Source organism: Salinivibrio sp. ML290 (genome assembly GCF_001995695.1).
Classification (GTDB): Bacteria; Pseudomonadota; Gammaproteobacteria; order Enterobacterales; family Vibrionaceae; genus Salinivibrio; species Salinivibrio siamensis.
The window spans coordinates 249,998-276,066 of sequence record NZ_MUEY01000002.1; the positions used below are offsets into that span (position 1 = coordinate 249,998).

Genomic DNA, 26,069 nt, shown 5'->3' on the forward strand with positions numbered 1-26,069 from the left:
CCGATTGTGAAGTGGGTTTATGTCGCGGTGATGACAATGCCTAAAAAAACATTCACTTTATCCTTACCATAAATCCGCCTGGTTGAAGGCATCGACGCAGCACGGTTTGGAGCCTAATGCCGGCAAGTCACTGTCAGTAAGCGACTGGGCCAGCCAACCGTGTGGGTAGCTTAATGTATGTGGTGGCACGATCTCGGTAGGGTCGGCAGCGCGAAACCCTAGCTGGGTGTAGAAAGCAGGATCCCCGTAGGTCATCACCGCCTGATAACCCAAAGTGCGTAGCTGTTGCAGCCCGGCGTTGATTAATGCTTTTCCATGCCCTTGGCGCTGATAATCCGGGTGGATAGCCATCGGAGAGAGCAGCGCTATCTTATCGGTATGCGGGTAGGTCAGCCGTGAGAAAAAGACAGCGCCCACTAAGCTCTCACCCTCAAGGTATCCCCAGCCATGACAGTCTTCACTGGGCGTTTCACCGAGCAGCTTATCCACCAGTTGTCGGATGACTTCACCGGTGTCGGCCCCCTCACTATGCGTGAACGTTTCACTGACCCGTTGCGCCACGTAATCGGGATTAAGGGTCGATAGAGAGATGATGTTCATTAGGTTTCCTTTTGCGAGTGAGACAGGGTTGATGACGTTTTTAGGGAAGCCACGCGCTTGTCGACAATGGTGGTGATCTGATCAATGAGCCACTGCATTTTGGGGTGACCGCTCGCTTGATGTCGCCATGCCAAGCCAATATCAAACCCTGGAACATCAATAGGGGGAGGGCTGAATGCCAGATGGTTAGCATCGTTAAAGGTATCTAATCGCGCCATAAGCTCTGGGACGGTACAAAGCAGCTGTCGCCCTTTGAGCAGTTGCCTCACCGTGAGAAATCGCTGCGATCCCATCACTACTTGTCGATGATAGCCGAGTGCTGCCAAACGCGCATCTATCGGGCTGGAGAGCTGGCCATATGTGCTAACCAGTGCATGTGGTGTAGCGACAAAATCGGCGAGGGTGATGGGTGTGCCGAGCCCGGTGCTGTGTGGATCAAATAAGCACACATGCTGCTCATGGTATAATACCTGACTATCAAGAATCTCGGTGTTGTCGGGGATCACGCCGATCACCGCGTCGACATCATCGTTTTTGATCGCGTCCAGACAGTGGCGACGGTCAACCGGGCGCAAGCTAAGTTGTGCTAAAGGAAGTTGCTGGTTGAGGGTGTCGAACAGTGCAGGGGCGAAGATAAGCTCAGCGTAGTCGGTGAGCCCAAGGCGGATCTGACCATCAAACAGGACAGGCTCAAAAGCGGGCGGGGTCAGCACGTCCGTGGCGAGGGTGTCGAGTAGCGCCTCAATTTTAGGGGCGATATCCAGTGCGCGAGCAGTGGGTACCATTTGGTGTCCACGCCGCTCAAAAAGGGGATCGTCAAGCATGGTACGCAGACGTGCCAAACTATGGCTCATGGCTGACTGACCCAGAGATAGGCGCTGCGCAGCCCCAGTCACGCTGCGTGTTTCCATTAAAGTGACAAAGGTCACCAACAAGTTGAGATCGTATTTCCGCCAGTGTTTTTGTGCCATCCGTTGGGTCATTCCTTCATTTGATTTGCCCGATTACGACATATCTCGGCACGCAGCGGTTGGCAAAGCGCGAGAAGATCCTTCACGCGCACCCATAATCCGGCATGGGGGTCACCGCTGCTAATAGTGACAGTTTCATAGTCCCAGATCTGCTCATCAAAGACCAAGGCCAGATCTGGTGAGAGCCCTAGTGGCGCGACAGTACCGCGTGCGTAGCCGGTAGTGGTTTGCACTTGTTGGGCACTGGCAAGTGTCATCCGTCGCCAGCCGAGTCGTTGGCGCACTTTGGGTGGGCTGACTTGCTGATCGCCTGGGACACAAGCCACTGCATAGCGCCCTCCCATATCACGCAACACCATGGTTTTGAGCATTTGAGAAGGATCAATACCACGTTGTTTCGCGGTTTCCTCAATCGATTGTGTCGCGCGTGACTGCCACAGTATTTGGTAGCGAATATGGGCGCTATCGAGCGCGGCAGTCACCGGGGTTTGCCAATTAGGATCCGCGTACACGGCTCAATCATCGTCCTCAAGTGAATAAGGAAGTGGCTCACGCTGCCATGCGTACGAAGGAGACTCAGCAAGGCGGAAAGCGGTGTCGTCGTCCAAGTTGTTTGGCAGCACGGCTAATACGCTCGCATTGCCGTTAGCATCGCGATAACCAGCGATCACTGTCCCGCCTGCGCGCCAATTATCACCCACCGCACGTTCGATTTTGTCGCCTGCAACAGGTGTGTGCTCGGCGTGGCCGCTGAGCGTGTACATGGCGCGCTTATTCATGCCTCGATACTTGGCTCGTGCCACGGTTTCTTGTCCGGTGTAACAGCCTTTGGTGAAACTGATCGCGTCCAGCGCCTGAAGATTTAGCGATTGCGGGATAAATTCACCGCTGGTCGCTTGCTCGATGCGTGGTAATGCCGCGTCAATATCCCACTTATCCCAATACTCATGGGTGAGCAATGCGGCTGAGTATTGATGGGTAAGCTCTGTGGCTTTGGCCGCATCAACCACCAGTAACCAGCGATGTGGTTCAATGTATACAGCGGTGCCTTGTTGCCCTTGGCGAACGTCACCGTGCGGGCCAAAGTGATCAGCCACTACCTTGTCTGCCTGTGTACCAATGACACCGAGCAACACGGCATCGACCTTTTCAAACGCAATCTTGGAAAAAATGGCGTACTTTTTTACTTCTTGAAGCTGGGTGGCTTCAATCGACGCCGGTTGCACCATGGCGAGCCCGTCTTGGTAATGGAAAAAACGCAGTACTGACCAAACTTTACCTTTTGGATCGCAATGGGCGGCGAGGGTCGATTTATCTTCTGCGAGGTTCGCAATATCGCAAGTGAGCTGGCCTTGTAAGTAGCTTTTCGTATCATTGCCGCTCACTTTAGTGATTGCCCAGTTATCAAGGGCAACCATCGCCAGTTCAGGTTGTGGATCACTGGGGTGTGTATCCGCAGGCTCAAAGACTACGGTTTGATACCATTCACTCATAACACTCACGCTCTCTGTTGAGAAAACATAGACTCTGCCCCGTATACTAATAGGGAGCATAAAGCTTGTCAGCCTTTGTCTTGTCGGGCGATTGCTGTATAAACTGAATTAACGCTAGAGAGCTCTCAGATTCGTGGTTTGTTGCTCAGCAAAAGTAGTCGCCCGATAACGGCATTGATAGTATGCGAGTACTGACATCATCGATAGAGGTAAACAATGGTTAATACCGAGGATAAAGCGCGGGTTCGTTGGGCATGTCGTCGCGGCATGTTGGAACTGGATGTGTTGGTTATGCCGTATTTTGAAGCCTGCTACGACACGCTTAATGAAAAAGAAAAACAGGATTTTGTCGCATTTTTGGAAAGCGCGGATCCTGACTTGTTTGCCTGGCTGATGGGGCATGGTAAACCTGACGACCCGAAGATGAAATCTGTTGTCGATAAGGTTGTCGCTTATAACCGCAGTAAGTTACGTACATAGTCACCTACATTGCCCGCGTTATGTCACTGTCTGTCTGCTTTTGCTAGGAACGATGGTGGCTTGGCTGGCCGTGTCGCATGTTTCCCTTCCTTTGAGTGCTCGTGCTGTGCTAACCGTTTGGGCGGTACGAGACTTGCTCCGTTTCCATGCTCACCTCATCGCTAACGAAGGCCCCTTTCGCTTTTCATCTGACGCTTGGGCGGTCATGCCTAATGGGCAGTATCGAAAACTGACCTGTGTTTATGCGACCCCATGGCTGCTGGTGCTCGCCGCGCGTGCGGATGCCCAATACCTTTATATTTGGCGTTATGGCCTTCCAGACTATCATTTTCGTCTGATTTATCGGCATTGCTGTCAGCAAGGCTGGGATAGCATGTGACATATTTGTGACAAACCGATTGCGTGGCTTTACTTTTTCACGTTATCTCCGATATTCAAGGAACACGGGTTCAATCCATTCTGCTCAGATAACGCTGTAGGGTCGCTATGAATATTAAACAAAAACTCTTGTCACTCACCTTGATGTCGGTGTTGGCGCTACTTGCGGTTGCCGCCGTTGCATGGAAAGCGGAAACGCGGCTACAAAAAATGCACAGTCAGCTAACCACGGTCTCTGATCTTGAGGTGATCTTGCTCAATCTACGCCGCAATGAGAAAGACTTTCTCGCGCGCATGGACCCCAAATATCTCTCCCGTTTTGATAACAATGTCGACGCGTTCAATCAGCTGCTGAGTGATTTTCGCGCCCGCAGCGCTTCGTTGGGGCTAGAGACTGCGACCATTGATAAAGTGCAGCGAGCAATGACAGCGTATGCCAACGGCTTTCGCGATCTGGGTAAGGGTTACCAAACATTGGGGTTAACCCCTGAGCAGGGGATCCGAGGACAGATGCAAAACGCGAGCAAGAAAATGGTGGCAGCGACCAAAAATGACATTGTGCTTGAGAGTAGCGCCCGCTTATTAGCCGCAGATGCCAAACTGTTTGTGCAAAGCAGTAACCTTGACTACATCGACGAATATCAAAGCCAAATGCAAGAGCTTGAAGATTACCTTCGCGGTGACCTGCTCGCTTTATTTCAAGCGCATCAGGCGCAAGTGGACAAGATTGTCGCGCAGAAAAAGACATTAGGGCTAGCGGCAGACAAAGGCCTACTGGGGCAAATCCGGGGGAAAACCCACCAAGTTGAGGAAATGTTCGATGTGCTCAGTAAAGAGTATGAGCAGGCCATTTCGCAAGCCTTAAGACAGACCGTGATGATGACCGGATCGGTGGTGGTGATACTGGCACTGGTGATGACAGCGATTTCGTTGTGGATGAACCGTGGCATTCAACAGCGTATTTACCGATTTAGTGAGCAAATGGCCGCCATCACGCAGCAGCGGGATCTGACCTTGAGAGCTGACGAAAACGGTCGTGATGAGATTGCCTTCATGGCGAAAGACGTTAACCAGATGCTCGGCAGTATCCAAACCATGGTTTTGGATGTGAGTCGCGCCATACAAGCGCTTAATCAAAGTGCAGAGCAAGTTGAATCCCGTACTGAAGCCACTGGGGCCGCCATGGCTACCCAGTTAGATGAAACCACTCATGCCGCGACTGCGATGAATGAGATGGAAAGCACCATTCGCGATATTGCGGGTAATACCGATCAGGCCGCGGAGAATGCGCGCACCAGCTTAAGCCGTGCGGAGAACGGGCAAAAAGTGGTGGATGACACTAAAGCGATGATCATGACACTGGCAGAAACCCTCAGTAATACCAGCAACGAGGTGCTTGAACTGAGTAAGCTGTCTGAAACCATCGGCTCAGTATTAGATGTGATTAAAGATATTTCCGAGCAAACCAACTTATTGGCACTGAACGCGGCGATTGAAGCGGCGCGCGCTGGTGAGCAAGGACGTGGCTTTGCGGTCGTGGCTGATGAGGTGCGCCAGTTGGCGACCCGTACGCGTGAATCAACCGATGAAATATCTGGCATTATTACGTCGTTGCAAGCGCAAACTCAGTCGGTTTCTGAGCGTATGGAGCAAAGCCGAGAAGACGGGGAAACATCCGTGGGTAAGGTGGAAGCGGCCTCGCAAGAGCTCTCGCAGATCATGGAAGATATGCAAAACATCATGGATATGAGCACCCACATTGCTACGGCGATCGAGCAGCAAAGTTCGGTGGCAAAAGAAGTCAATCAAAACGTGCACAATATTCAAGATATTGCGCAAAACAGTACTGAACGCGCCAACCAGAACCGCGAAGCGGCACACAAGGTGGCCGAAGAAGCCGCACACCTTGAGCGTGCGGTGAGCGAGTTTAAAAGCGAATAACCGCGATGATATCCAGTAAAAAGGCCTGCCTCGTGAGGCTGGCCTTCTTCATTTCAGGGCTGAGGGAGCAATCAAAACCCGCTAACAGGGCTGATCCGGCGTTAATATGGTAGGGCCGGATTGCTCGTTAGGCTCAGGGTAATCAATGGTGTAGTGAAGGCCTCGGCTTTCTTTACGTTGCATGGCACAACGAACCATGAGCTCTGCCACCTGTAAAAGGTTACGCAACTCCAGCAGATTGTTTGAGACCCGGAAATTAGCATAGTACTCATGTGTTTCTTGCTTGAGCAGTTCGATACGGCGTAGCGCACGCTCCAACCGTTTGGTTGAGCGGACAATGCCCATGTAATCCCACATAAACAGGCGTAACTCATGCCAGTTATGCTGGATCACTACTTCTTCGTCGGAACAAATTACTTGGCTCTCATCCCAAGGGGGGAGCGCAGTATGCGGCTCGATATGGTCTGAGTGCGCTTTAATATGCTCAGCGGCTGACCATGCATAAACCACACATTCGAGTAGCGAGTTAGATGCCATACGGTTCGCGCCATGCAAGCCGGTGTAGCTCACTTCCCCAATGGCGTATAAGCCGGGTAAGTCTGTGGTGCCGTTTTTATCCACCATCACGCCACCGCACGTATAATGGGCGGCTGGGACAATAGGGATCGGCTCTTTAGTCAGATCGATGCCGTATTGCTTGAGCTTTTCGTAGATGGTGGGAAAGTGTTTGATCACAAATTCAGGGTCTTTGTGGCTGATGTCGAGATACATACAGTCGGCGCCAAGGCGCTTCATTTCGTAGTCAATCGCTCGGGCAACCACATCACGCGGGGCAAGCTCGCCGCGTGAATCGAATTCCGCCATAAAGCGCGAGCCATCTGGGCGTTTAAGGTGAGCGCCTTCACCGCGCAGTGCTTCAGTGAGCAAAAAGTTGCGCGCGTCTGGATGGTACAGACACGTTGGATGAAACTGATTAAATTCTAGGTTGGCGACACGACAACCTGCGCGCCATGCCATGGCGATGCCATCACCGGATGACACATCGGGATTGGAGGTGTATTGATAAACTTTCGAGGCCCCTCCGGTGGCGAGTACCACATAGTTGGTGCGCACGGTCTCAACCACTTCTTGGTTTCGGTTCCAGATGTAGGCGCCGAGGACGTGGTTTGGACCACCTAATCCGACTTTTTTACGGGTGATAATATCCAGCGCATTGTGTCGTTCAAGCAGGGTGATATTAGGGTGTTGGCGCACATTATCTTGAAGCGAGTTTTGCACGGCCATTCCGGTCGCATCGGCGGTATGCAAGATACGGCGGTGGCTATGGCCGCCTTCACGGGTTAAATGATACCGAGGGGTGTCGTCGTCGCTATCTTCTTGATCGAACGGGACACCGCCATCAATTAACCACTGCACACAATCTTTAGCATTGCGGGCAATAAAGTCCACGACCTGGGTATCGCAGATACCTGCGCCTGCGATTTGGGTATCCTCGACATGAGATTCTACCGAATCTTGTTCGTCAAACACCGCGGCAATACCGCCCTGTGCGTAAAGCGTTGCCCCTTCGCTGAGCGGGCCTTTACTTAATACAATCACCTTGTGGGTCGGCGCTAAGCGGAGCGCCAGTGACAAGCCTGCGGCACCACTGCCGATGACTAGCACGTCACATTGATGTTCCTGAGTTGTGGTCGTCATGATCCCTAATCCTCTTTCTGCGCCCCCAATGTTACACCAATTTGACGTGGCTGCGCGCGGTAAGATCAAATCCCGTCTCGCTTGGGTGAAAGTTTGCAACCATGGTATGGTTCGGGCGACAATGCCCTCAGTCAAAGAGACATTCTTTGACCATTCCGTCACAGTAATGTGATTCAACGCATAATAAAACCAACATGGTGAGGAACTTTTCGCCGGCTGGGTTATCGAATCGTGTGCGAAAGCTCGCAAGCGGGTTTAACCGCGCTCTGACAACGTCGGGCCTAGAATTTCGATAATCGGGCGGAAAGATCAACCAAGGAGTAAACGCTCGAATGGGCGAGCAGCTAACCGACCAGGTTCTAATAGAACGTGTACAGAATGGTGACAAGCAAGCTTTCAATCTGTTAGTCGTCAAATATCAGAATAAGGTATGTAACCTTATCGCCCGCTATGTCGGTACACACAGTGGTGATATTCCAGATATTGCGCAAGAGGCGTTTATCAAAGCGTATCGCGCATTGCCGGGGTTTCGTGGCGAGAGTGCGTTTTATACTTGGCTGTATCGCATTGCTGTGAACACCGCGAAAAACCATTTGGTGGCACAAGGACGACGTCCGCCAGGCAGTGATATTGATGCCGACGAAGCAGAAAATTACGAAAGTGGGGGTTCTTTAAAAGAAATATCGAACCCTGAAAACTTGATGTTGTCAGATGAATTGAGACAGGTGGTATTTTCGACCATAGAAACACTGCCTGACGACTTAAGAACCGCAATTACCTTACGGGAGCTCGATGGGCTCAGCTATGAGGAAATTGCACAGGTAATGGATTGTCCAGTCGGTACGGTGCGGTCGCGTATTTTCCGAGCGCGTGAAGCGGTTGAAAAACGCATCCGGCCACTGATGAAACGGTAACGAGTTTTACTGGCTGCATGACGGTGACTTGAATGACGGATAGAGAAAAAATTTCAGCGTTGTTAGATGGCGAACTGGTGGATACGGCAGTCATCCACGAGATTGAGCGAGATGATAACGCGCAACAGGCTTGGGGGAGTTTTAGCACCATTCGCGATGTGATGCGTGGTGAGGCACCCAGCTCGTTGCAATGGAACATTGCCGATTCTGTAGCGTCCGCGCTGGAAGCAGAACCTGCTTATCAAGGCGATCACCTTGATAATAACGTGCTCCCCATGCACGAAGCACAGCCGCGTCCTGAAAAGGCGCGTCGTCACTTACCAGGGTGGCTGCAGCAGCTGACACAGGTAAGCGTTGCCGCGTGTGTCTCGTTGGCCGTGATCGTGGGTGTGCAGCAATATAATCAGTCTGATGCGAGTTCGCCGGTGGCCAGCACGCAAACCCAACCGCCAGTACTAGAAACGATTCCTTTTGCAGGGGCTGCGGAGCCGGTCAGCTTAAGCCGTGACGATCTACGTGCCACACCTTCTGAGGCCGAGTTGATGGAGCAGCGTCGCCGCGTCAATGCCATGCTCAAAGACTATGAATTGCAGCTGCGCTTGAATAAGGATAGGCTGTCTAACCATCAGACAATGGCACCGTCGACAAGCAGTAATAATCAATGAAAAAAATTCTGATCGGTGCGCTTGCGCTGGTCAGTTTGATGTCTGCGCAAGCCTCGGCCGAACCTTCTGCCGAGGCTTTGTTACATCAAATGGATACCGCAAGCGACACCCTAGATTATGAAGTGTCCTACATCTTGGTAGGTAAAAATAGTCTCGAACCCCTTCGCTTTCGTCATGCCCAAGTTGGGGATGATGCCTACGGCCACCTCATGTATTTAAGTGGCCCGCCGCGAGAAGTCATCCGTCGAGGCGGTGAAATCAGCTATTTTGAACCAGGCTACGACCCTTTCACCATTGCCAGTGATCATATGGTTGCGCCTTTGCCAACGCTTATCCAAGCCGATATCGATGTGCTGGCTAACCATTATGATTTTGTCTCTATGGGGCACGCGCGTGAAGCGGGGATGGATTGCCAAGTGGTTCGGATTACCCCGAAAGACGGAGAGCGTTATTCGTATGTATTATGGTTAGATGAGAACAGCAAACTGCCTGTCAGGGCGGATTTGCTCGACCGTGATGGCGATCCGCTTGAGCAATATCGTGCGTTGTCGTTGGTCGTCTCCTCACAAATCAGTACCTCAATGCAAAAGCTGGCTGAGCTGGCATTGCCACCGGTACTGACCTTGCCACAAACCACGCAGCGCTCCGACTTAGATTGGCAGGTCACCGCGTTACCTGAGGGGTTTGAACCTGTATACAGCAATCGTCACCGTTTGATGATGACTAAACGTGCGGTCGAGAGTCAGATGTTTAGTGATGGTTTGTTCAGCTTTTCTGTGTATCTTGCCAAAGCCGATGATGTCTCGGTGCGTAAGCAAATTGTTCGCCAAGGTCGGCGCACACTGCATAGCGTGACCAGTGGCAATGCAGAAATCACGGTGGTCGGCGATATTCCTCCTGAGACAGCTAAACGGGTGGCGGAGTCTGTCCGTATTACTGATATGCCTGCTAGCAAGTCAGAACAGAAGGTTGAACCATGATCAAAGCATTGGCAGAAGTTACCGGTTACCAAGATGGTTGGTTGTCATTGGCCTGCCAGCAGCAAACCAGTTGCGGTAGCTGCCAGTCACAAAGTCAATGTGGCACTGGTATTGTGTCCAAAGCCCTTCCTGGTAAGGTGAAACACCTTAAAGTACGTGCCCCAAAACCCCTGCCGGCCGGCACCTTAGTTGAAATTGGCTTAGGTGAGGCGACCTTATTACGCTCCGCGTTATTGGTCTACATGGTGCCTTTAGTCATGATGCTAACGGGGGCACTGCTCGGGCAATTTTTGTTCGCCACGCTCGCCGGCAGCGGGGAGGGTGGCGTTATCGCGCTAAGCCTAGGGCTGGGAGCGGTTGGCGTGGGCCTAGCGCGTCATCTTGCACCGCGTATCGGTACCCAAGAGCAGCAACAGCCTCAACTGTTACGCGTGATGGGGGAGCCCGTCTCTGACTTGGCGGTAATAAATACCACACAGCAGGATAGCGACTAGCCACTATTTTCGGTAGAATCCCGCTCACTTGATCTTAGGATCCCATTCTTATTGATAACGAGTAAGTCACACCAACACATGAAGCATATTCGTAACTTTTCGATCATCGCCCATATTGACCACGGTAAGTCGACACTTTCTGACCGACTGATTCAAGTATGTGGCGGCCTAACTGACCGGGAAATGGCAGATCAAGTTCTTGATTCAATGGATCTGGAACGTGAACGCGGTATCACCATCAAAGCACAAAGTGTGACACTGAACTACAAAGCCAAAGACGGCGAAGTGTATCAGCTCAACTTCATCGATACGCCAGGACACGTTGACTTCTCTTATGAGGTGTCACGCTCGCTCAAGGCGTGTGAAGGTGCTTTGCTGGTGGTCGATGCAGGACAAGGGGTTGAAGCACAGACGCTCGCCAACTGCTACACCGCCATTGATATGGACCTGGAAGTGGTTCCTGTTCTGAATAAGATTGACTTGCCGGCCGCTGATCCTGATCGCGTCGCGCAAGAAATTGAGGACATCGTCGGTATTGAGGCCATTGACGCCACTCGCTGTTCGGCGAAAACCGGCATGGGTGTTGATGATGTCCTTGAAGACATTGTACGCCAGATCCCGCCACCTGAAGGCGATCCTGACGCGCCAACGCAAGCGCTGATTATTGACTCCTGGTTTGATAAATACCTCGGCGTGGTCTCTTTGGTACGCATCCGTGAAGGGTCGTTGAAAAAAGGCGACAAAGTGAAAATCATGAGCACGGGTCAAGAATGGAACGTGGACAGCATTGGTATTTTCACGCCTAAGCGTAAAGAGCTCAATGGTCTGCAAACCGGTGAGGTTGGCTGGGTGATCTGTGGGATCAAAGATATCCTCGGTGCGCCAGTGGGCGATACCATCACTCATGCTAAAAACGGCTGTGAAAAGCGCATTGAAGGTTTCCAACAAGTGAAGCCGCAGGTTTATGCGGGTCTGTTCCCCATCTCATCGGATGATTACGAAAGTTTTCGTGATGCCTTGGATAAGCTGAGCCTTAACGATGCTTCCTTGTTCTTTGAGCCGGAAAGCTCTGCGGCACTGGGCTTTGGTTTCCGTTGTGGTTTCCTTGGCATGCTGCACATGGAAATCATCCAAGAGCGGTTGGAGCGCGAGTATAACCTCGATCTGATCACCACTGCACCGACCGTGGTGTACGAGGTGACCCAAAATGATGGCGAGGTCATTTACGTCGACAGCCCATCCAAACTGCCACCTATCAATGACATAGAAACCATTGGTGAACCGATCTCGCGGTGTAATATTTTGGTGCCGAGTGAGTTTGTCGGTAACGTCATTTCACTGTGTGTGGAAAAGCGTGGTGTGCAAGTCGATATGGTCTATCACGGCAACCAAGTGGCACTGACCTATGACATTCCGATGGCCGAAGTGGTTCTCGATTTCTTTGACCGGATTAAATCGACCTCACGTGGTTACGCGTCGTTAGATTATAACTTCGAGCGCTATGAAGTATCTGACATGGTGCGGGTGGATATCCTCCTAAACGGTGAACGCGTCGATGCGCTGGCGATTATCACTCACCGTGCGCACGCACAGCCGCGTGGTCGCGAGCTGGTGGAAAAAATGAAAGAGTTTATTCCTCGTCAGCAGTTTGATATTGCCATCCAAGCTTCGATTGGTAATCACATTATTGCGCGCTCGACGGTGAAACAGCTACGTAAAAACGTGACCGCGAAATGTTACGGCGGTGACGTGAGCCGTAAGAAAAAGCTTCTGCAAAAGCAAAAAGAAGGTAAAAAGCGAATGAAGCAGGTCGGTAATGTCGAGCTGCCGCAAGAAGCCTTTTTGGCCATTTTGCACGTGGGCAAAGATAAATAACGACGGATTCCATTATGGCCAATACGTTTTCTTTGATTTTAGTGCTGGTGACCTTGGTCACCGGCATTGTTTGGGCGTTAGATAAATACCGTTGGGCACCGCGCCGCCGCCAAGCGGCAGGGGAAACCCTCAAGGTGTCAGCGCGTGAACTGGATGCCGAACAAGTTGCTAAAGTGGCGCCTCAACCGAGTTGGGTTGAAAACATGGCGTCTATTTTTCCAGTGATCGCGGTGGTACTGGTGCTGCGCTCATTTATTTATGAGCCGTTTCAAATTCCATCCGGATCGATGATGCCTACCTTATTGGTCGGGGATTTTATCTTGGTGGAAAAGTTTGCCTATGGCTTACGTGATCCTGCCTTCCACACTGAAATTGTCGAGACAGGTAAACCAGAGCGCGGTGATATCGTGGTATTTAAATACCCGCCTCAACCCAATATCGATTACATTAAGCGCACGGTCGGGCTGCCGGGCGATACGGTTGTGTATGAAGATAAGCGCCTATGTATTCAGCCCAAGGGCGAATCTCAGTGTCAGCCGGTGCCGATTGACGATATTCAGCCGAGCCAGTTTATTCAAGCGGGCATCAACCTTGTGCAAGCGCAGGAGCAGTTAGGGGAGCAGTCGCATCAGATTTTGGTGCACCCTAAAAAGCAAGATCGGGTGAGCGCGTATCAGCCACGTCCGGGCGTCAACCGCTGGGTCGTGCCAGACGGGCACTATTTTATGATGGGTGACAACCGTGATAACAGCGCGGATAGCCGCTTCTGGGGCTTCGTCCCTGAACGCAATCTCGTGGGCAAAGCGGTTGCTATTTGGGTTAGCTTTGAATTTGAGCGCCCCAGTGATAGCTGGCTACCATCGTGGGTACCGACAGGCATTCGCTTTAACCGTATTGGTGGAATTGATTAATTCTGGACTATGATGACAAAACTAACAGATAAGTTGCAGCGTGATATCGGCTACCAATTTAGCAACGCTGCATTACTCGAATTGGCGTTAACGCACCGCAGTGCCAATGGCACCCATAACGAGCGTCTCGAATTTTTAGGCGACTCGATTTTGAGCTTTGTGATTGCCGAGGATCTTTACCACCGTTTTCCGAAAGTGGACGAAGGCGACATGAGCCGAATGCGCGCTACCTTGGTGCGTGGTAACACCTTGGCGGAGATCGGACGTGAGTTTTCTCTGGGCGAAGTGATGCGCCTTGGCCCAGGAGAACTTAAAAGTGGCGGGTTTCGTCGTGACTCGATTCTCGCTGACGCCGTCGAAGCCTTGATTGGCGCGATTTTTTTGGACAGTGATATCAACCGAGTGCAGGAGATTATCCTGCAGTGGTATCAACACCGCCTCGAGACCATTGAGCCTGGCGCGAGTCAAAAAGATCCGAAAACCCGACTGCAAGAACACCTACAGGGTAAACGCAAACCCTTGCCGTCTTACACGGTGATGAAAGTGCGTGGTGAGGCACACAACCAAGAATTTACGGTAGAGTGCCAAGTATCAGGACTGGAGAGTTCTGTGATTGGAAAAGGCAGCAGCCGTCGCAAGGCAGAGCAAGCGGCTGCAGAACTCGCATTACAGAAGTTAACATAATGACTGATACACAGCGCTGTGGCTTTATTGCCATTGTAGGCCGTCCGAACGTCGGCAAATCAACACTACTGAACCGCTTAGTGGGGCAAAAGCTGTCGATCACTTCGCGGAAACCGCAGACCACACGTCACCGCATCATGGGGGTGGATACCCGTGATAACTATCAAGCGGTATACGTTGACACCCCAGGGCTGCACATCGAAGAAAAGCGCGCGATCAACCGCTTGATGAACCGTGCGGCGAACAGCTCATTAACCGATGTCGAACTGGTGTTATTTTTGGTCGATGGCACCCATTGGACCAAAGACGACGAGATGGTGCTCAACAAGTTAGCGCGCTCTGGTTTGCCAACGGTCTTGTTGGTCAATAAAGTCGATAATGTGAAAGAGAAAACCGAGCTCTTTCCACACCTTCAAACCTTGTCGGAAAAGATGGAGTTTGTTGACGTGATCCCGGTGTCCGCGAAACACGGCACCAATATCGATGTGGTTGAACAGAAGGTACGCGACGCGTTACCGGAAAGTGAGTTTTACTTCCCTGAAGAATACGTCACAGACCGCTCTCAGCGCTTTATGGCCTCTGAAATTATCCGCGAAAAACTGATGCGCTTTACCGGTGAGGAGCTGCCTTACTCGGTCACCGTCGAAATCGAGCGCTTTGACTACAACCCAGAAACGGACGGGTTTCATATCAATGGTTTGATCTTGGTTGAGCGCAATGGTCAAAAGAAAATGGTCATTGGTAAAGGCGGCGAAAAGATCAAGCGCATTGGCCGTGAAGCGCGTCTAGACATGGAAGAGCTGTATGAGCGCAAGGTTTACCTTGAGCTTTGGGTAAAAGTGAAGTCAGGTTGGGCCGACGATGAGCGCGCGCTACGCAGCCTCGGTTATATCGACGATCTCTAAGTGACCCACTGATTCAGGTACCCATGCCAGGAGGAGAGAGTGAGTGGACGGGTTTCAACGCGGCTTTGTATTGCATACGCGCCCTTACAGTGAATCCAGTCTGCTTTTGGATATCTTTTCTGAGCACGAGGGGCGCGTGACTCTGCTTGCCAAAGGGGCGCGTCGGCCACGCTCGGCGATAAGAGGTGCCTTGCAGCCTTTTACCCCTTTGCTGCTCAAATGGGGGGGACGTGGTGAACTGCGCACTTTACGCAGTGCCGAAGCCACAGGCCTCGCCCTGCCGCTATCAGGCAATGCCCTGTATTCCGGTTTTTACCTCAATGAGCTGGTGATGCGTGTGCTGGAGCCTCACACGCCTTACCCGGCGTTATTTCATGACTATGTGACCGCATTGACCCAGCTGGCTCGCTACAATAATCCTGAGCCAGCCCTGCGTTGTTTTGAACTCGCGTTATTAGAAGCCTTGGGCTATGGGGTTGATTTTCTTCATTGTGCTGGCAGCGGTGACCCGATTAACGATAACATGACGTACTTGTATCGCGAGCAGCAAGGCTTTGTGGCATCGATCATGAAAAGCCAACACCGACAATTTACGGGGGCCGATCTGCGTGCGTTGGCGACGCGTCACTTTGAGACGGTCGCTCAGTTACGTGCCGCAAAGCGTTTTACGCGTATGGCGCTCAAGCCATATCTTGGCCCCAAGCCGCTCAAAAGCAGAGAATTGTTTAGAAGGAAATAATCATGGATAAAATCTACTTGGGTGTGAACATCGATCACATCGCGACAGTGCGCAATGCGCGTGGCACCGCGTATCCGGATCCTGTTCATGCCGCTGAGTTGGCAGAGCGTGCAGGCGCGGCTGGGATCACGGTTCATTTGCGTGAAGATCGCCGCCACATTACTGATCGTGATGTTCGCTTGCTTAAAGAAACCTTGCAAACCCGGATGAATTTGGAAATGGCGGTCACCGATGAAATGGTCGAGATAGCCTTGGAGACGCAGCCTGAGTTTGTATGTTTGGTGCCAGAAAAGCGTGAAGAGCTGACGACCGAAGGGGGCCTCGATGTCGCGGGCCAGCTGGATAAAGTCAAAGCCGCCACGCAAGCGTTGAGCGAAGCGGGGATTAAGGTTTCCTTATTTATCGATGCCGACCGCACCCAGATAGAAGCCGCTCACCAATGTGGCGCACCGTTTATTGAGCTGCACACCGGGCATTACGCCGATGCCGCCAATGACAATGATCGCCAAGCCGAGTTGAAGAAAATCTCAGCGGCGGCCAGTTATGCGGTCGATTTGGGGATCAAAGTGAATGCGGGCCACGGCTTAACCTATCATAACGTCACGCCGATAGCGGCGATGCCAGAAATGCATGAGCTGAATATTGGTCACGCGATCATTGGCCGTGCCATGTTTGATGGTTTGCAAAAAGCCGTCGCGGATATGAAAGCGATCATGGAAGCGGCGCGTCGCTAAATGGCCATTGCTGGAATTGGTACTGACATTGTTGAGATTGCGCGTGTTGAAAAAGCCCTCGCGCGCCAACCACGCTTTGCTGCCAGGATCTTAACCGAGCCTGAGCAAGCCAATCTGGCGCGCCATCACGCGCCTGGACGTTTCCTCGCCAAGCGCTTTGCCGCCAAAGAAGCCGCCGCCAAGGCGCTTGGAACCGGCATTGCCAACGGGGTAACGTTCCACGACTTTATTATCACCAACCAGGCCTCGGGCCAACCTACCTTGCGCTTGTCGGGCCGAGCCGCGGAACTGGCGCAGGTGCGTGGCATTACACAGTGTTGGCTCACCCTCTCTGATGAAAAAGCGTATGCCATCGCGTATGTGGTGCTAGAAACCGCATAAGCTTACTGCTGTATGGCTGCACCTCACACGGTGTGGCGTTCGATGTTTTATGAGGTACCCAAGTATTGTGGTGCCAATTGTTCAATGTGCGCAATTTCATCTTGCAGCTCTAACAGCTCTGGCTCGATAGTAGCCATATCCGCGCCTGCTTTTAGTTGGGTTTCGAGCTCATGACACAAGCTTTTTAGCTGCGGGACACCGCTATACGCGCAACTCCCATGGAGCTTGTGAATAGCGTGCCATAACTGATCACTCTCTAACTCTCCGGCCAATGCTTGCTCAACGGCCTCTTTCACCGAGTCAAACGAGGCCAATAACATGGTTAGCATCTCTTTCGCCAGATCCGTTTTGCCTGCCGCTTGATTGAGCGCGCGCTGCCAATCTAGGTGTCGCACACTTTGATCTTGGTTGGCTGACGGGCTTGGCGATGGGACGCTTTGCGCTTGAGAGGCCGCTTCATCAAGATGCAGCCAGCGTGCGAGGGTACTCTCTAACATGGCTTCTTCAATTGGCTTGGTCAGGTAATCGTCCATCCCCGCTTCAAGGAGACGCTCACGTTCACCGGGCATCGCGTGGGCGGTCACCGCAATAATCGGTGTTTGCTGATTGAATCCCGCTTTGCGAATTTCTTGGCTAGCGGTGACACCGTCCATCTCTGGCATTTGGATGTCCATCAAAATAATATCAAACGCTTGTTGGTGGGCAAGCGCGACCGCTTTCACCCCATCTTCTGCGGTGATCACCTTCTCGACCCGTTCGGCCAGCAAGGCAGTGATCAGCTTTAAGTTGGCTGGATTATCATCGACGGTCATTACCGTATAAGGCGCTTTTTGTGATGCACTTGGCTTAGGCAAGGGTAAAGGCGTAGCCTCAGGGGACCCGATTAATGCCTCCAGCAGTTTACGTTGAGGGATAGGCTTGGCAATACAGGCGCTGACCCCGGCTTTTAATAGATGCTCAGACGCTTCTAGCTCAGTGGTTGGCAGACACACCACCACTGATTGCGCTTGCTGCTCGCAGACCTGCACCGCTTGTTGCATGGCATCAAGACTCGGCATGCTTCCCGCGTCGAAACAGAGCAAGGCAAAGTGATAGTGACGGTCCGTCAGCACATTGGTGCCAGATGCAGTGTCGACATTCAGCCCCACTTGCGTCAGCCGCTTACGCAAAATCTCGCGAGTGCGCGCATTCGGCTCAACGATCACGATGTCGCGACCCACCAAGGGTTCAATGTCGAGCGGTTGTGAAACTGGCAAATCGGTCTGCGTGAGCTGCAGGGTAAACCAGAAACTTGAGCCTTGGTGAAGGCGACTGGTAAAGCCAATGTCACCGCCCATTTGTTGGACCAGTTTTTGTGTGATCACTAGGCCAAGGCCAGTACCACCATAGCGACGCGAAATGCTGGCGTCCGCCTGCCTAAAGGCTTGGAAAAGCTGGGCTTGCTGGCGTTCGGAAATGCCAATGCCAGTATCTTTAACCATGAGCTGTAGCTCAACGGTTTCATCGTGAAGCTGCTTGAGATCGACACTGACATCAATATTCCCGCGCTCAGTAAACTTGGCGGCATTCCCAATCAGGTTTATCAGCACTTGTTGGATACGGAGTGGATCGCCCACGGCCCCTGCAGGAATACGCGCATCGGTCCGCAAGGTGAGCTCTAGTCCTTTCTCGTGCGCCATCGGTGCAAGCAGTCGCATCACTTCATCGAGCATGTCTTGAACATCAAACGGGATGTTTTCCAACAGCAGTTTGCCTGCTTCTAACTTAGAGAAGTCGAGGATGTCATTAATGATGGTGAGCAGGTTATTAGCCGACTTTTCAATGGTGAGCAAATAGTCACGCTGGCTGCTGCTGAGCTCGGTTTTGAGCATTTGACGCGTAAAGCCAATCACCCCGTTAAGTGGGGTACGTAGCTCGTGCGACATGTTGGCCAAGAACTCAGATTTAACCCGCGCCGCTTCTTGCGCATTTTTCTTGGCGATATCGAGTTCAACATTCTGAATTTCCAATTGCTCGAGGGTTTCGCGCAGATCACAGGTCGCCTGGTCAATACTTTGCTGCATTTCTAAATGGTATTCCGACAACGAAATAGCCATCGCATTGATACCGTTTTTCAAGGTGTCGAGCTCACCGAGTAACTCACCCTCAATCCTGACATCAAGATGGCCGCGCCGAATTCTATCGACTAAGGTCACCATGTTGCCAATCGGATGGGTGACATCCGCAATTAAGCGATAGGCAAAGAAGCATGACAATATTCCGCCCAAAGCAACCATCACCAGTGCGGTGATCATCTCCTGGTATTGCTTTAACCGCACCGAGCTCAAATCTAGCTCCATGGCAATATAGCCCAGCGGTCGCTCAACATTGAGGCCAGGGGTAAACCGACCAATCTCCAAAATAGGGGCGCGCAGAATCAAGGTATCCTGCTGTTGGCTTATCTGCAGTTGGGTGGGGATAGGTTGGCCACTGTTAACCGAGAGCATGGCAAGATCGCGGTGATAGTTCGAGGTGACAAATAGCTCGTTACGTCGGTCGAACACGGCAATACTGCGCACAAACTGTGAGTGCTGGCGGTGCGCAAAGCCAATTAGCCGGCGTACGTTTTCACGGCTATCATTTTTCAATCCGACTTCGCTGGCAATCGCCAGTGGCTCGATGATCGCAGAGCCGGTGACCGTCAGTTGCTGTTCAAGATCTTGGTAGCGGGTGCTGGTAAAAAACGCGCTCAGTAATAGGCCGACAATCAACGTTGGGGCAATGGTGAGAACAGAGACACGGGTGCGGAGGCCATATTTGGTCATGCTAGATAAACTATGGGAAAATAATCACGACATTTAGCCGTCAGTGTACATGATTCAATCACAAAATAGTCAGCGAACTATCACAACTCCCACTGGCAGGATCTCTTGACTGGCTTGGCGACAAGCTTTTAACACTGGAATCGATAATGGCGCGCTTTTTTAAGCCTGAGAAAAAGAAAAAGGTTGAGCAAAAGCATCAACTGCTGACCATAGAACGCTTGGACCATCATGGTGACGGGGTGGGTTTTTTGCAGAAAAAACCTGTTTTTGTCCCGGGAACCTTGCCCGGCGAACAAGCCTTGGTGCAATTGACCGAACAAAAGCGTCAATATGCGCGCGGTCAATTAATTAAGTTGGATAACCAGGCCGCGCAGCGTATTGAGCCTGGTTGTCCTCTTTACCAGCAGTGTGGGGGCTGTAGCCTTCAACACCTGGATCACCAAGCACAGGTCGCACACAAGCAGCAAACGCTCAATGAGTTGATGCGAAAATTTGCAGGTGATGAGATAACGCTGTCAACGCCGATAGAAGATGCGGCTTGGCATTATCGTCGTCGTGCGCGGATCAGCTTGCAGGTGGATAAAAAAGGGGCGTTGGCGATGGGATTTCGCGCCCGTCAACGAAGCGCGATCATCACAGTGAATCAGTGCCCGGTGTTAAGCGCACCACTCAACCGCCTCCTGTCTAGCTTACGCCCTTGTTTAGAAAGCCTGCGTGGCCGTCGTGTATTGGGACACTTAGACGTCATTGACGCTGACAACACATCAGTGGTCTCACTGCGTACCACTAAGGGCTTGTACAACGACGATCGCCACGCGTTAATGGCGTGGGCACAGACGCAAGACTGCACACTGTATTTGTATCAAGGCGACATGGCACCGGAGCGTCTTGTCGGGCCTGCGCCCTATTATAATGTGGCAGGTTGTCAATTGGCGTTTGCGCCCAGCGACTTTATTCAAGTCAATGCGAAGGTCAACCAAGAAATGGTAGGGCAAGCACTTGACTGGCTTGCCCTTGAGCAAGACGATCGTGTGTTGGATCTTTTCTGTGGCTTGGGTAACTTTAGCGTGCCAATGGCTAAGCGTGTGAAACACGTGGTAGGCATTGAAGGTGTGCAAGCTATGGTGGACCAAGCAGCGGATAACGCGGCAAAAAACGGCTGTGAGAACGCCGAGTTTTACCAAGCTGACTTGAACAGTGACGCGCTGATGGGTGAATGGGCGCAACAGGATTTTACCAAAATCTTACTCGATCCGGCACGTGCGGGGGCTGCTGGTGTCATAGACTTTGTGGCACAATCTAAGGCTTCACATATTGTGTATGTGTCTTGTAACCCTGCCACGCTAGCACGTGATGCGCGCGTATTGCTCGATAATGGCTATCAGCTGGTCACGCTTGGTATGTTGGATATGTTTCCACAAACAGGACACATGGAGTCGATGGCTTTGTTCATGCCWGTCACCAAACGGTTGGCATAATACAAGTTTGGCCCTCGTGGCCTGTCGATACGGATACGCCTCTCTTGTCACTCGAGAGATAAGGATAGGAACGGTTATGGTTGCGGTACGAGAAGCCCACCTACACGAAGACGAAGCGTTTGATCTCAATACCTGGGTTCAACGGTTAGGGCAAGATCCCTCAACCACTCAGGCGTTGGTAGATGGTTATCAATACTGCCGAACATTGAGCGACGATGAAGCCGTGCTCAGCCAGCCACTATGGCGTGGCCGGGAGATGATTGAAATCCTCGTCACCTTGAGCATGGATGCTGATACCTTATTGGCAGCCCTGTTTTTCCCCGTGGTTGAGGCGGAGCTTATCAGCCTCGATACCCTTGCGGACGCTTACTCAACCTCTATCGTCAAACTGATAGAAGGGGTACAACAGACGGCGGCCATTCGCCACTTAAATACCCAAACAGAGACAGAAGCGACCTCGTCTCAGGTTGATAACGTACGTCGTATGCTGTTATCGATGGTGGAAGACTTTCGCTGCGTGGTGATCAAGCTGGCGGAGCGCATCTGTCATTTACGCGAAGTGAAAGAGGCGGAGGAATCTGTCCGCCAACAAGCGGCAAAAGAGAGCGCCAACATTTATGCCCCCTTGGCTAACCGGTTAGGCATTGGTCAGTTAAAGTGGGAGTTGGAAGACTACGCGTTCCGTTACCAGCATGCGCAAACCTACAAACAAATCGCCAAGCAACTCGCGGAAAGACGGATTGATCGCGAAAACTACATCACTGATTTTGTCGACGATCTGCAGCAGGCGATGGAAGCGTCCAACATCAATGCGCAAGTCTATGGTCGCCCCAAACACATTTACAGCATCTGGCGTAAAATGCAGAAAAAGAACCTGCAGTTTGACGAGTTGTTTGACGTGCGTGCGGTACGCATCATCGCTGAAGAGCTACAAGATTGTTACGCCGCGTTAGGGGCCGTGCACACCAAATTCCGCCATCTGCCCAAAGAGTTTGATGATTACGTCGCCAACCCGAAACCCAATGGTTATCAATCCATTCATACTGTGGTGCTGGGGCCGGAAGGTAAACCGGTAGAAATTCAAATCCGAACCAAACAAATGCACGATGATGCAGAGCTTGGGGTCGCTGCACACTGGAAGTATAAAGAAGGGGCGGCCAGTGGGCGCAGTGGGTACGACGAGAAAATTACCTGGCTGCGTAAACTGTTGGCATGGCAAGAAGAAATGTCAGACTCGGGTGAAATGCTCGATGAGCTGCGCAGCCAAGTGTTTGACGACCGGGTTTATGCCTTTACCCCGCGCGGCGATGTCGTGGACTTACCCAGCGGCGCCACGCCGTTGGATTTTGCTTACCATATTCACTCCGAGGTAGGGCATCGGTGTATCGGAGCGAAAGTGGAAGGGCGTATTGTCCCGTTCACTTATCACCTTCAAATGGGCGACCAGGTAGAAATCATTACCCAAAAAGAGCCCAACCCCTCGCGAGATTGGCTAAATCCCAGCCATGGCTTTGTGAATTCGAGCCGGGCACGCGCCAAAATCAATGCTTGGTTCCGCAAACAGGATAAAGATAAGAACATTGCCGCGGGTAAAGAGATTTTGGATACTGAGCTGCAAAAAATCGGTGGTACCAGCAAAGACGCTCAACTCGCGCTCAAACGCTTTAATGTGAATACACTGGATGAGCTCTACGCGGGAGTTGGTAGCGGTGATTTGCGTATTAATCAGGTGGTTAACCATATCAATGGCCTGATTAACAAGCCAAGTCTTGAAGAAGAAGAGCAACAGCTTTTAGAGAAGCTGCAACAAAGTGAGCAAAAGCCGAATACGGGCAAGGCGCACCGTGATGCAGTGGTTGTGGAGGGGGTTGATAACTTAATGACTCACCTTGCGCGTTGTTGTCAGCCATTACCCGGTGATGAGATCAAAGGTTTTGTCACCCAAGGGCGGGGTATCTCTGTGCACCGCGCTGATTGTGAGCAACTCAACGAACTGAGTCATCACGCGCCCGAGCGCATTATTGCCACGGTTTGGGGTAAAGGGCACATTGGTCAGTATCATGTGCGGATCCGCTTATCTGCCAATGAGCGTACCGGGTTGGTCAAAGACATCAATACCGTGCTCAGCAATGAAAAAGCACGCGTAGCGGGCATGCAAAGTCGCGTGGATTACAAAAAACAAATGTCTATTATGGATTTTGATTTAGAAATCTCCGATCTCGACACCCTGAGCCGCGTGGTTAACCGGCTTGAACAAGTAAAAGATGTGGTCGAGGCCAAACGTCTTCGCTAATCATCCTTCGCCCTGTCTCGACAGGGCGTTTTTTTAGAAGGAATGCTTTTATGGCTCCTATCGAGCAATTACTGACCATTATGGCGACCTTACGTGATCCCGACAAAGGTTGTGATTGGGACAACGCGCAACACTTCGCCTCCATCGTGCCTCATACGCTAGAAGAAGCCTATGAAGTGGCGGATGCCATTGAACGTGAAAACTGGTCAGACCTAAAAGATGAGCTCGGTGACCTACTTTTTCAAATTGTGTTCTACAGTCAATTGGGGCGGGAAGAAAACCATTTTGATTTTGAGGATGTGGTGCGCGGCATTTGCGACAAACTCATCCGTCGTCATCCTCATGTTTTTGGTCCCAAAGATGCGCAGGGAAAGCCTTTAATGGCACCAGATTGGGAAGGTATCAAAGCGAAAGAGCGCGCCGAGAAATCGGCCTCTGTGCAACCGGAAAGTGTGCTCGATGGGGTGACACAAGGCTTACCCGCCTTAATACGAGCGTATAAATTGCAAAAGCGTTGTGCACGTGTGGGCTTTGATTGGCCGACTGTCGCCCCTGTGATAGATAAAGTGCGGGAAGAGATTGAAGAAGTCGAGCAAGAGCTGGCGCAAACTTCTGTCAACCAGGCACGTGTGGAGGAAGAAGTCGGGGACTTGTTATTCGCGGTGGTAAATTTGGCTCGCCACCTAGGGACAGATGCCGAGCAAGCCCTACGCCGTGCTAACCAAAAATTTGAATCTCGCTTTCGTAAGGTTGAAAACCACTTACGTGATAATGAAAAAAACATTCAACAATGTCAGCTAGATGAACTAGAATCGGCATGGCAGGCCGTCAAAAAGGCGAATAAGTAAATATCCTGTAATTGGCATAATTGATTTGTGACAATTAAAAACACCAGGGTGTGTGGTAGCTTTCACATTGTGGGAGTCAATGGGGTCTGGTATCATAATGTCCCGTCCAGAACTTCATTAATTTCCTCTAAATCCAACTCTCAGGTTTAGCATGACGACGAACTACATTTTTGTTACGGGCGGTGTTGTATCCTCCCTCGGTAAGGGTATTGCTGCAGCCTCATTGGCAGCCATTCTTGAAGCGCGTGGCCTTAACGTCACCATCATGAAACTCGACCCTTATATCAACGTGGATCCAGGGACAATGAGCCCTACCCAGCACGGGGAAGTATTCGTCACGGAAGACGGCGCAGAGACCGACCTTGATCTCGGCCACTACGAGCGCTTTATCCGCACCAAAATGACCAAGCGTAATAACTTTACCTCTGGTCGTGTGTATGCGGATGTACTGCGCAAAGAGCGCCGTGGAGATTACCTGGGAGCCACCATTCAGGTGATTCCACACATCACCAATTCGATCAAAGACCGCATCATCGCCGGTGGTGAAGGTCACGATATTGCCATTGTCGAAATCGGCGGGACAGTGGGCGACATTGAGTCGCTGCCGTTTTTAGAAGCGATTCGTCAGCTGACCGTTGAAGTCGGCCGCGAACATGCCATGTTTATGCACTTGACTCTGGTCCCTTATTTGGCGGCCGCGGGTGAAGTGAAAACCAAGCCAACGCAACATTCGGTGAAAGAGCTGCTATCGATTGGTATCCAGCCTGATGTACTGGTGTGTCGTAGTGAGCGCCCGATCCCGGCCAATGAGCGCGCGAAAATTGCGCTGTTCTGTAATGTGGCAGAAAAAGCCGTGATCACCATGAAAGACGTAGACTCTATCTACAAAATCCCATCACTCATCCGCTCTCAAGGCTTGGATGATCTGGTTTGCAGCCGCTTTGGCATTGAAGCGGCGGAAGCTGACCTGTCAGAGTGGGAACAGGTCAGCTACGAAGAAGCCAACCCAATGGGCGAAGTGACCATTGGTATGGTGGGTAAATATATCGAGTTGCCGGATGCGTATAAATCTGTCAACGAAGCGTTGAAGCACGGTGGGTTGAAAAACCGTCTCACCGTCAACATCAAGTATGTAGACTCGCAAGATCTTGAAACACGTGGCACGGAAATGCTGCAAGACTTGGATGCTATCTTGGTACCAGGTGGATTTGGTGACCGAGGTGTAGAGGGCAAGATCCTAGCGGCACAATATGCGCGTGAAAACAAACTGCCCTATCTCGGCATTTGCCTAGGAATGCAGGTTGCCCTGATTGAATACGCGCGTAACGTCGCGGGTATGGAAGGCGCAAACTCGACCGAGTTTAACAAAGAGAGTAAATACCCAGTGGTGGGTCTGATCACCGAGTGGGTGGATGAAGAAGGCAAAGTGGAAGAGCGCAGTGAAACCTCTGATCTGGGCGGTACCATGCGTCTTGGCGCACAGCTTTGCCACCTTGCCGAAGGTTCTAAAGCACACCAGCTTTATGGCAACACGCAGATCCACGAGCGCCATCGCCACCGTTATGAAGTGAACAACTTATTGCGTCCGCAGCTAGAAAAAGCGGGGCTTTCAATCTCAGGCTTGTCTGCAGATAAAAAGCTGGTGGAGATCATCGAGAACCCTGAGCACCCATGGTTTGTTGCGTGCCAGTTCCACCCAGAATTCACGTCGACACCACGTGATGGCCACCCACTGTTTGCCGGGTTTGTTGCGGCGGCAGGCAAAAAACAGCGCGGTGAGCTATAAACGAGATTCGAGCGGTC

At 51.6% G+C, this 26,069-nt stretch carries 24 protein-coding genes; 18 read left to right on the top strand and 6 right to left on the bottom strand.

Translation table 11 applies throughout. From position 1 onward, the window contains the following. Positions 1-63 precede the first annotated feature (63 nt). From BZG23_RS03325 to ygfZ, 4 genes are read right to left on the bottom strand one after another with little or no spacing between them, the layout of a single operon-like run. The gene (locus tag BZG23_RS03325) at positions 64-600 is read right to left on the bottom strand and encodes a GNAT family N-acetyltransferase (protein ID WP_077606137.1); all 537 of its coding nucleotides are present in this window, start codon (positions 598-600) and stop codon (positions 64-66) included. Continuing rightward, positions 600-1,571 (bottom strand): LysR family transcriptional regulator, encoded by a 972-nt coding sequence (locus tag BZG23_RS03330; RefSeq protein ID WP_046074074.1) that lies wholly within the window; start codon positions 1,569-1,571, stop codon positions 600-602. The genes BZG23_RS03325 and BZG23_RS03330 overlap by 1 nt, the downstream gene beginning before the upstream one ends. 8 nt (positions 1,572-1,579) lie before the next feature. Further along, complete coding sequence (locus BZG23_RS03335) at positions 1,580-2,083, bottom strand: aminoacyl-tRNA deacylase (protein WP_077606138.1); 504 nt, start codon at positions 2,081-2,083, stop codon at positions 1,580-1,582. Positions 2,084-2,086: 3 nt separating this feature from the next. Next, the gene (gene ygfZ / locus BZG23_RS03340; RefSeq protein ID WP_077606139.1) at positions 2,087-3,064 is read right to left on the bottom strand and encodes a tRNA-modifying protein YgfZ; all 978 of its coding nucleotides are present in this window, start codon (positions 3,062-3,064) and stop codon (positions 2,087-2,089) included. A gap of 216 nt (positions 3,065-3,280) precedes the next feature. On the opposite strand from ygfZ, the gene BZG23_RS03345 reads away from it, so the two are divergent. The 3 genes from BZG23_RS03345 to BZG23_RS03355 all read left to right on the top strand — a co-directional run bounded on the left by BZG23_RS03345 (position 3,281) and on the right by BZG23_RS03355 (position 5,863). Further along, positions 3,281-3,544 carry an FAD assembly factor SdhE gene (locus BZG23_RS03345; protein ID WP_046074077.1) on the top strand — a complete coding sequence of 88 codons (264 nt, stop codon included), beginning with the start codon at positions 3,281-3,283 and terminating at the stop codon, positions 3,542-3,544. Positions 3,545-3,596: 52 nt separating this feature from the next. Beyond that, positions 3,597-3,923 carry a hypothetical protein gene (locus BZG23_RS03350; protein WP_046074078.1) on the top strand — a complete coding sequence of 109 codons (327 nt, stop codon included), beginning with the start codon at positions 3,597-3,599 and terminating at the stop codon, positions 3,921-3,923. 107 nt (positions 3,924-4,030) lie between these two features. Then, positions 4,031-5,863, top strand: coding sequence for a methyl-accepting chemotaxis protein (locus BZG23_RS03355; RefSeq protein WP_077606140.1), 1,833 nt, complete (start codon positions 4,031-4,033; stop codon positions 5,861-5,863). An 81-nt stretch (positions 5,864-5,944) separates the two neighbouring features. Here the strand turns inward: BZG23_RS03355 and nadB are convergent, their stop codons facing one another. Further along, positions 5,945-7,561 (bottom strand): L-aspartate oxidase, encoded by a 1,617-nt coding sequence (nadB, locus tag BZG23_RS03360; protein WP_077606141.1) that lies wholly within the window; start codon positions 7,559-7,561, stop codon positions 5,945-5,947. Between the two features lie 332 nt (positions 7,562-7,893). Here nadB and rpoE point away from each other — a divergent pair, with 332 nt between their 5' ends. From rpoE to acpS, 11 genes are all read left to right on the top strand, one after another. Further along, entirely contained in the window at positions 7,894-8,475 is a 582-nt protein-coding gene (gene rpoE, locus BZG23_RS03365) for an RNA polymerase sigma factor RpoE (RefSeq protein WP_046074081.1), read from the top strand. Between the two features lie 32 nt (positions 8,476-8,507). Further along, positions 8,508-9,140, top strand: a complete 633-nt coding sequence (locus tag BZG23_RS03370; protein ID WP_046074082.1) for an RseA family anti-sigma factor — start codon at positions 8,508-8,510, stop codon at positions 9,138-9,140. Next, the gene (gene rseB, locus BZG23_RS03375; RefSeq protein ID WP_046074083.1) at positions 9,137-10,120 is read left to right on the top strand and encodes a sigma-E factor regulatory protein RseB; all 984 of its coding nucleotides are present in this window, start codon (positions 9,137-9,139) and stop codon (positions 10,118-10,120) included. Before BZG23_RS03370 ends, rseB begins: the two co-directional genes overlap by 4 nt. Next, the gene (locus BZG23_RS03380) at positions 10,117-10,614 is read left to right on the top strand and encodes a SoxR reducing system RseC family protein (protein WP_077606142.1); all 498 of its coding nucleotides are present in this window, start codon (positions 10,117-10,119) and stop codon (positions 10,612-10,614) included. The genes rseB and BZG23_RS03380 overlap by 4 nt, the downstream gene beginning before the upstream one ends. A 78-nt stretch (positions 10,615-10,692) precedes the next feature. Then, positions 10,693-12,489, top strand: coding sequence for a translation elongation factor 4 (gene lepA / locus BZG23_RS03385; RefSeq protein ID WP_046074085.1), 1,797 nt, complete (start codon positions 10,693-10,695; stop codon positions 12,487-12,489). Between the two features lie 14 nt (positions 12,490-12,503). Further along, positions 12,504-13,400, top strand: coding sequence for a signal peptidase I (gene lepB / locus BZG23_RS03390; protein ID WP_077578940.1), 897 nt, complete (start codon positions 12,504-12,506; stop codon positions 13,398-13,400). A gap of 12 nt (positions 13,401-13,412) precedes the next feature. Then, complete coding sequence (gene rnc, locus BZG23_RS03395; protein WP_046074214.1) at positions 13,413-14,084, top strand: ribonuclease III; 672 nt, start codon at positions 13,413-13,415, stop codon at positions 14,082-14,084. After that, positions 14,084-14,989 (top strand): GTPase Era, encoded by a 906-nt coding sequence (era, locus tag BZG23_RS03400; protein WP_046074087.1) that lies wholly within the window; start codon positions 14,084-14,086, stop codon positions 14,987-14,989. The genes rnc and era overlap by 1 nt, the downstream gene beginning before the upstream one ends. A 43-nt stretch (positions 14,990-15,032) precedes the next feature. Continuing rightward, positions 15,033-15,728, top strand: a complete 696-nt coding sequence (gene recO, locus BZG23_RS03405; RefSeq protein WP_046074088.1) for a DNA repair protein RecO — start codon at positions 15,033-15,035, stop codon at positions 15,726-15,728. Between the two features lie 2 nt (positions 15,729-15,730). Continuing rightward, positions 15,731-16,462: a pyridoxine 5'-phosphate synthase gene (gene pdxJ, locus BZG23_RS03410; protein WP_046074089.1), complete on the top strand. Its 732-nt coding sequence runs from the start codon at positions 15,731-15,733 to the stop codon at positions 16,460-16,462. Further along, positions 16,463-16,843, top strand: coding sequence for a holo-ACP synthase (acpS, locus tag BZG23_RS03415; protein ID WP_046074090.1), 381 nt, complete (start codon positions 16,463-16,465; stop codon positions 16,841-16,843). Between the two features lie 47 nt (positions 16,844-16,890). Here acpS and barA read toward each other — a convergent pair whose 3' ends face one another. Continuing rightward, positions 16,891-19,647: a two-component sensor histidine kinase BarA gene (barA, locus tag BZG23_RS03420; RefSeq protein WP_077606143.1), complete on the bottom strand. Its 2,757-nt coding sequence runs from the start codon at positions 19,645-19,647 to the stop codon at positions 16,891-16,893. Between the two features lie 146 nt (positions 19,648-19,793). Here barA and rlmD point away from each other — a divergent pair, with 146 nt between their 5' ends. The 4 genes from rlmD to BZG23_RS03440 all read left to right on the top strand — a co-directional run bounded on the left by rlmD (position 19,794) and on the right by BZG23_RS03440 (position 26,052). Continuing rightward, positions 19,794-21,125 carry a 23S rRNA (uracil(1939)-C(5))-methyltransferase RlmD gene (gene rlmD / locus BZG23_RS03425; RefSeq protein WP_077606144.1) on the top strand — a complete coding sequence of 444 codons (1,332 nt, stop codon included), beginning with the start codon at positions 19,794-19,796 and terminating at the stop codon, positions 21,123-21,125. Positions 21,126-21,201: 76 nt separating this feature from the next. After that, positions 21,202-23,418 carry a GTP diphosphokinase gene (relA, locus tag BZG23_RS03430; RefSeq protein ID WP_046074093.1) on the top strand — a complete coding sequence of 739 codons (2,217 nt, stop codon included), beginning with the start codon at positions 21,202-21,204 and terminating at the stop codon, positions 23,416-23,418. Between the two features lie 50 nt (positions 23,419-23,468). Continuing rightward, positions 23,469-24,266, top strand: a complete 798-nt coding sequence (gene mazG / locus BZG23_RS03435) for a nucleoside triphosphate pyrophosphohydrolase (RefSeq protein ID WP_077606145.1) — start codon at positions 23,469-23,471, stop codon at positions 24,264-24,266. A 151-nt stretch (positions 24,267-24,417) separates the two neighbouring features. Continuing rightward, positions 24,418-26,052 carry a CTP synthase gene (locus BZG23_RS03440; RefSeq protein WP_077606146.1) on the top strand — a complete coding sequence of 545 codons (1,635 nt, stop codon included), beginning with the start codon at positions 24,418-24,420 and terminating at the stop codon, positions 26,050-26,052. The last annotated feature ends 17 nt before the right edge of the window (positions 26,053-26,069 follow it).

Bases quoted from the DNA above. Each gene is read 5' to 3' on its own strand.
- BZG23_RS03325 (WP_077606137.1), bottom strand. From the start codon at position 600: ATGAACATCATCTCTCTATCGACCCTTAATCCCGATTACGTGGCGCAA.
- BZG23_RS03330 (WP_046074074.1), bottom strand. From the start codon at position 1,571: ATGGCACAAAAACACTGGCGGAAATACGATCTCAACTTGTTGGTGACC.
- ygfZ (WP_077606139.1), bottom strand. From the start codon at position 3,064: ATGAGTGAATGGTATCAAACCGTAGTCTTTGAGCCTGCGGATACACAC.
- BZG23_RS03345 (WP_046074077.1), top strand. From the start codon at position 3,281: ATGGTTAATACCGAGGATAAAGCGCGGGTTCGTTGGGCATGTCGTCGC.
- BZG23_RS03350 (WP_046074078.1), top strand. From the start codon at position 3,597: ATGGTGGCTTGGCTGGCCGTGTCGCATGTTTCCCTTCCTTTGAGTGCT.
- BZG23_RS03355 (WP_077606140.1), top strand. From the start codon at position 4,031: ATGAATATTAAACAAAAACTCTTGTCACTCACCTTGATGTCGGTGTTG.
- nadB (WP_077606141.1), bottom strand. From the start codon at position 7,561: ATGACGACCACAACTCAGGAACATCAATGTGACGTGCTAGTCATCGGC.
- rpoE (WP_046074081.1), top strand. From the start codon at position 7,894: ATGGGCGAGCAGCTAACCGACCAGGTTCTAATAGAACGTGTACAGAAT.
- BZG23_RS03370 (WP_046074082.1), top strand. From the start codon at position 8,508: ATGACGGATAGAGAAAAAATTTCAGCGTTGTTAGATGGCGAACTGGTG.
- rseB (WP_046074083.1), top strand. From the start codon at position 9,137: ATGAAAAAAATTCTGATCGGTGCGCTTGCGCTGGTCAGTTTGATGTCT.
- BZG23_RS03380 (WP_077606142.1), top strand. From the start codon at position 10,117: ATGATCAAAGCATTGGCAGAAGTTACCGGTTACCAAGATGGTTGGTTG.
- lepA (WP_046074085.1), top strand. From the start codon at position 10,693: ATGAAGCATATTCGTAACTTTTCGATCATCGCCCATATTGACCACGGT.
- lepB (WP_077578940.1), top strand. From the start codon at position 12,504: ATGGCCAATACGTTTTCTTTGATTTTAGTGCTGGTGACCTTGGTCACC.
- rnc (WP_046074214.1), top strand. From the start codon at position 13,413: ATGACAAAACTAACAGATAAGTTGCAGCGTGATATCGGCTACCAATTT.
- era (WP_046074087.1), top strand. From the start codon at position 14,084: ATGACTGATACACAGCGCTGTGGCTTTATTGCCATTGTAGGCCGTCCG.
- pdxJ (WP_046074089.1), top strand. From the start codon at position 15,731: ATGGATAAAATCTACTTGGGTGTGAACATCGATCACATCGCGACAGTG.
- acpS (WP_046074090.1), top strand. From the start codon at position 16,463: ATGGCCATTGCTGGAATTGGTACTGACATTGTTGAGATTGCGCGTGTT.
- barA (WP_077606143.1), bottom strand. From the start codon at position 19,647: ATGACCAAATATGGCCTCCGCACCCGTGTCTCTGTTCTCACCATTGCC.
- relA (WP_046074093.1), top strand. From the start codon at position 21,202: ATGGTTGCGGTACGAGAAGCCCACCTACACGAAGACGAAGCGTTTGAT.
- mazG (WP_077606145.1), top strand. From the start codon at position 23,469: ATGGCTCCTATCGAGCAATTACTGACCATTATGGCGACCTTACGTGAT.
- BZG23_RS03440 (WP_077606146.1), top strand. From the start codon at position 24,418: ATGACGACGAACTACATTTTTGTTACGGGCGGTGTTGTATCCTCCCTC.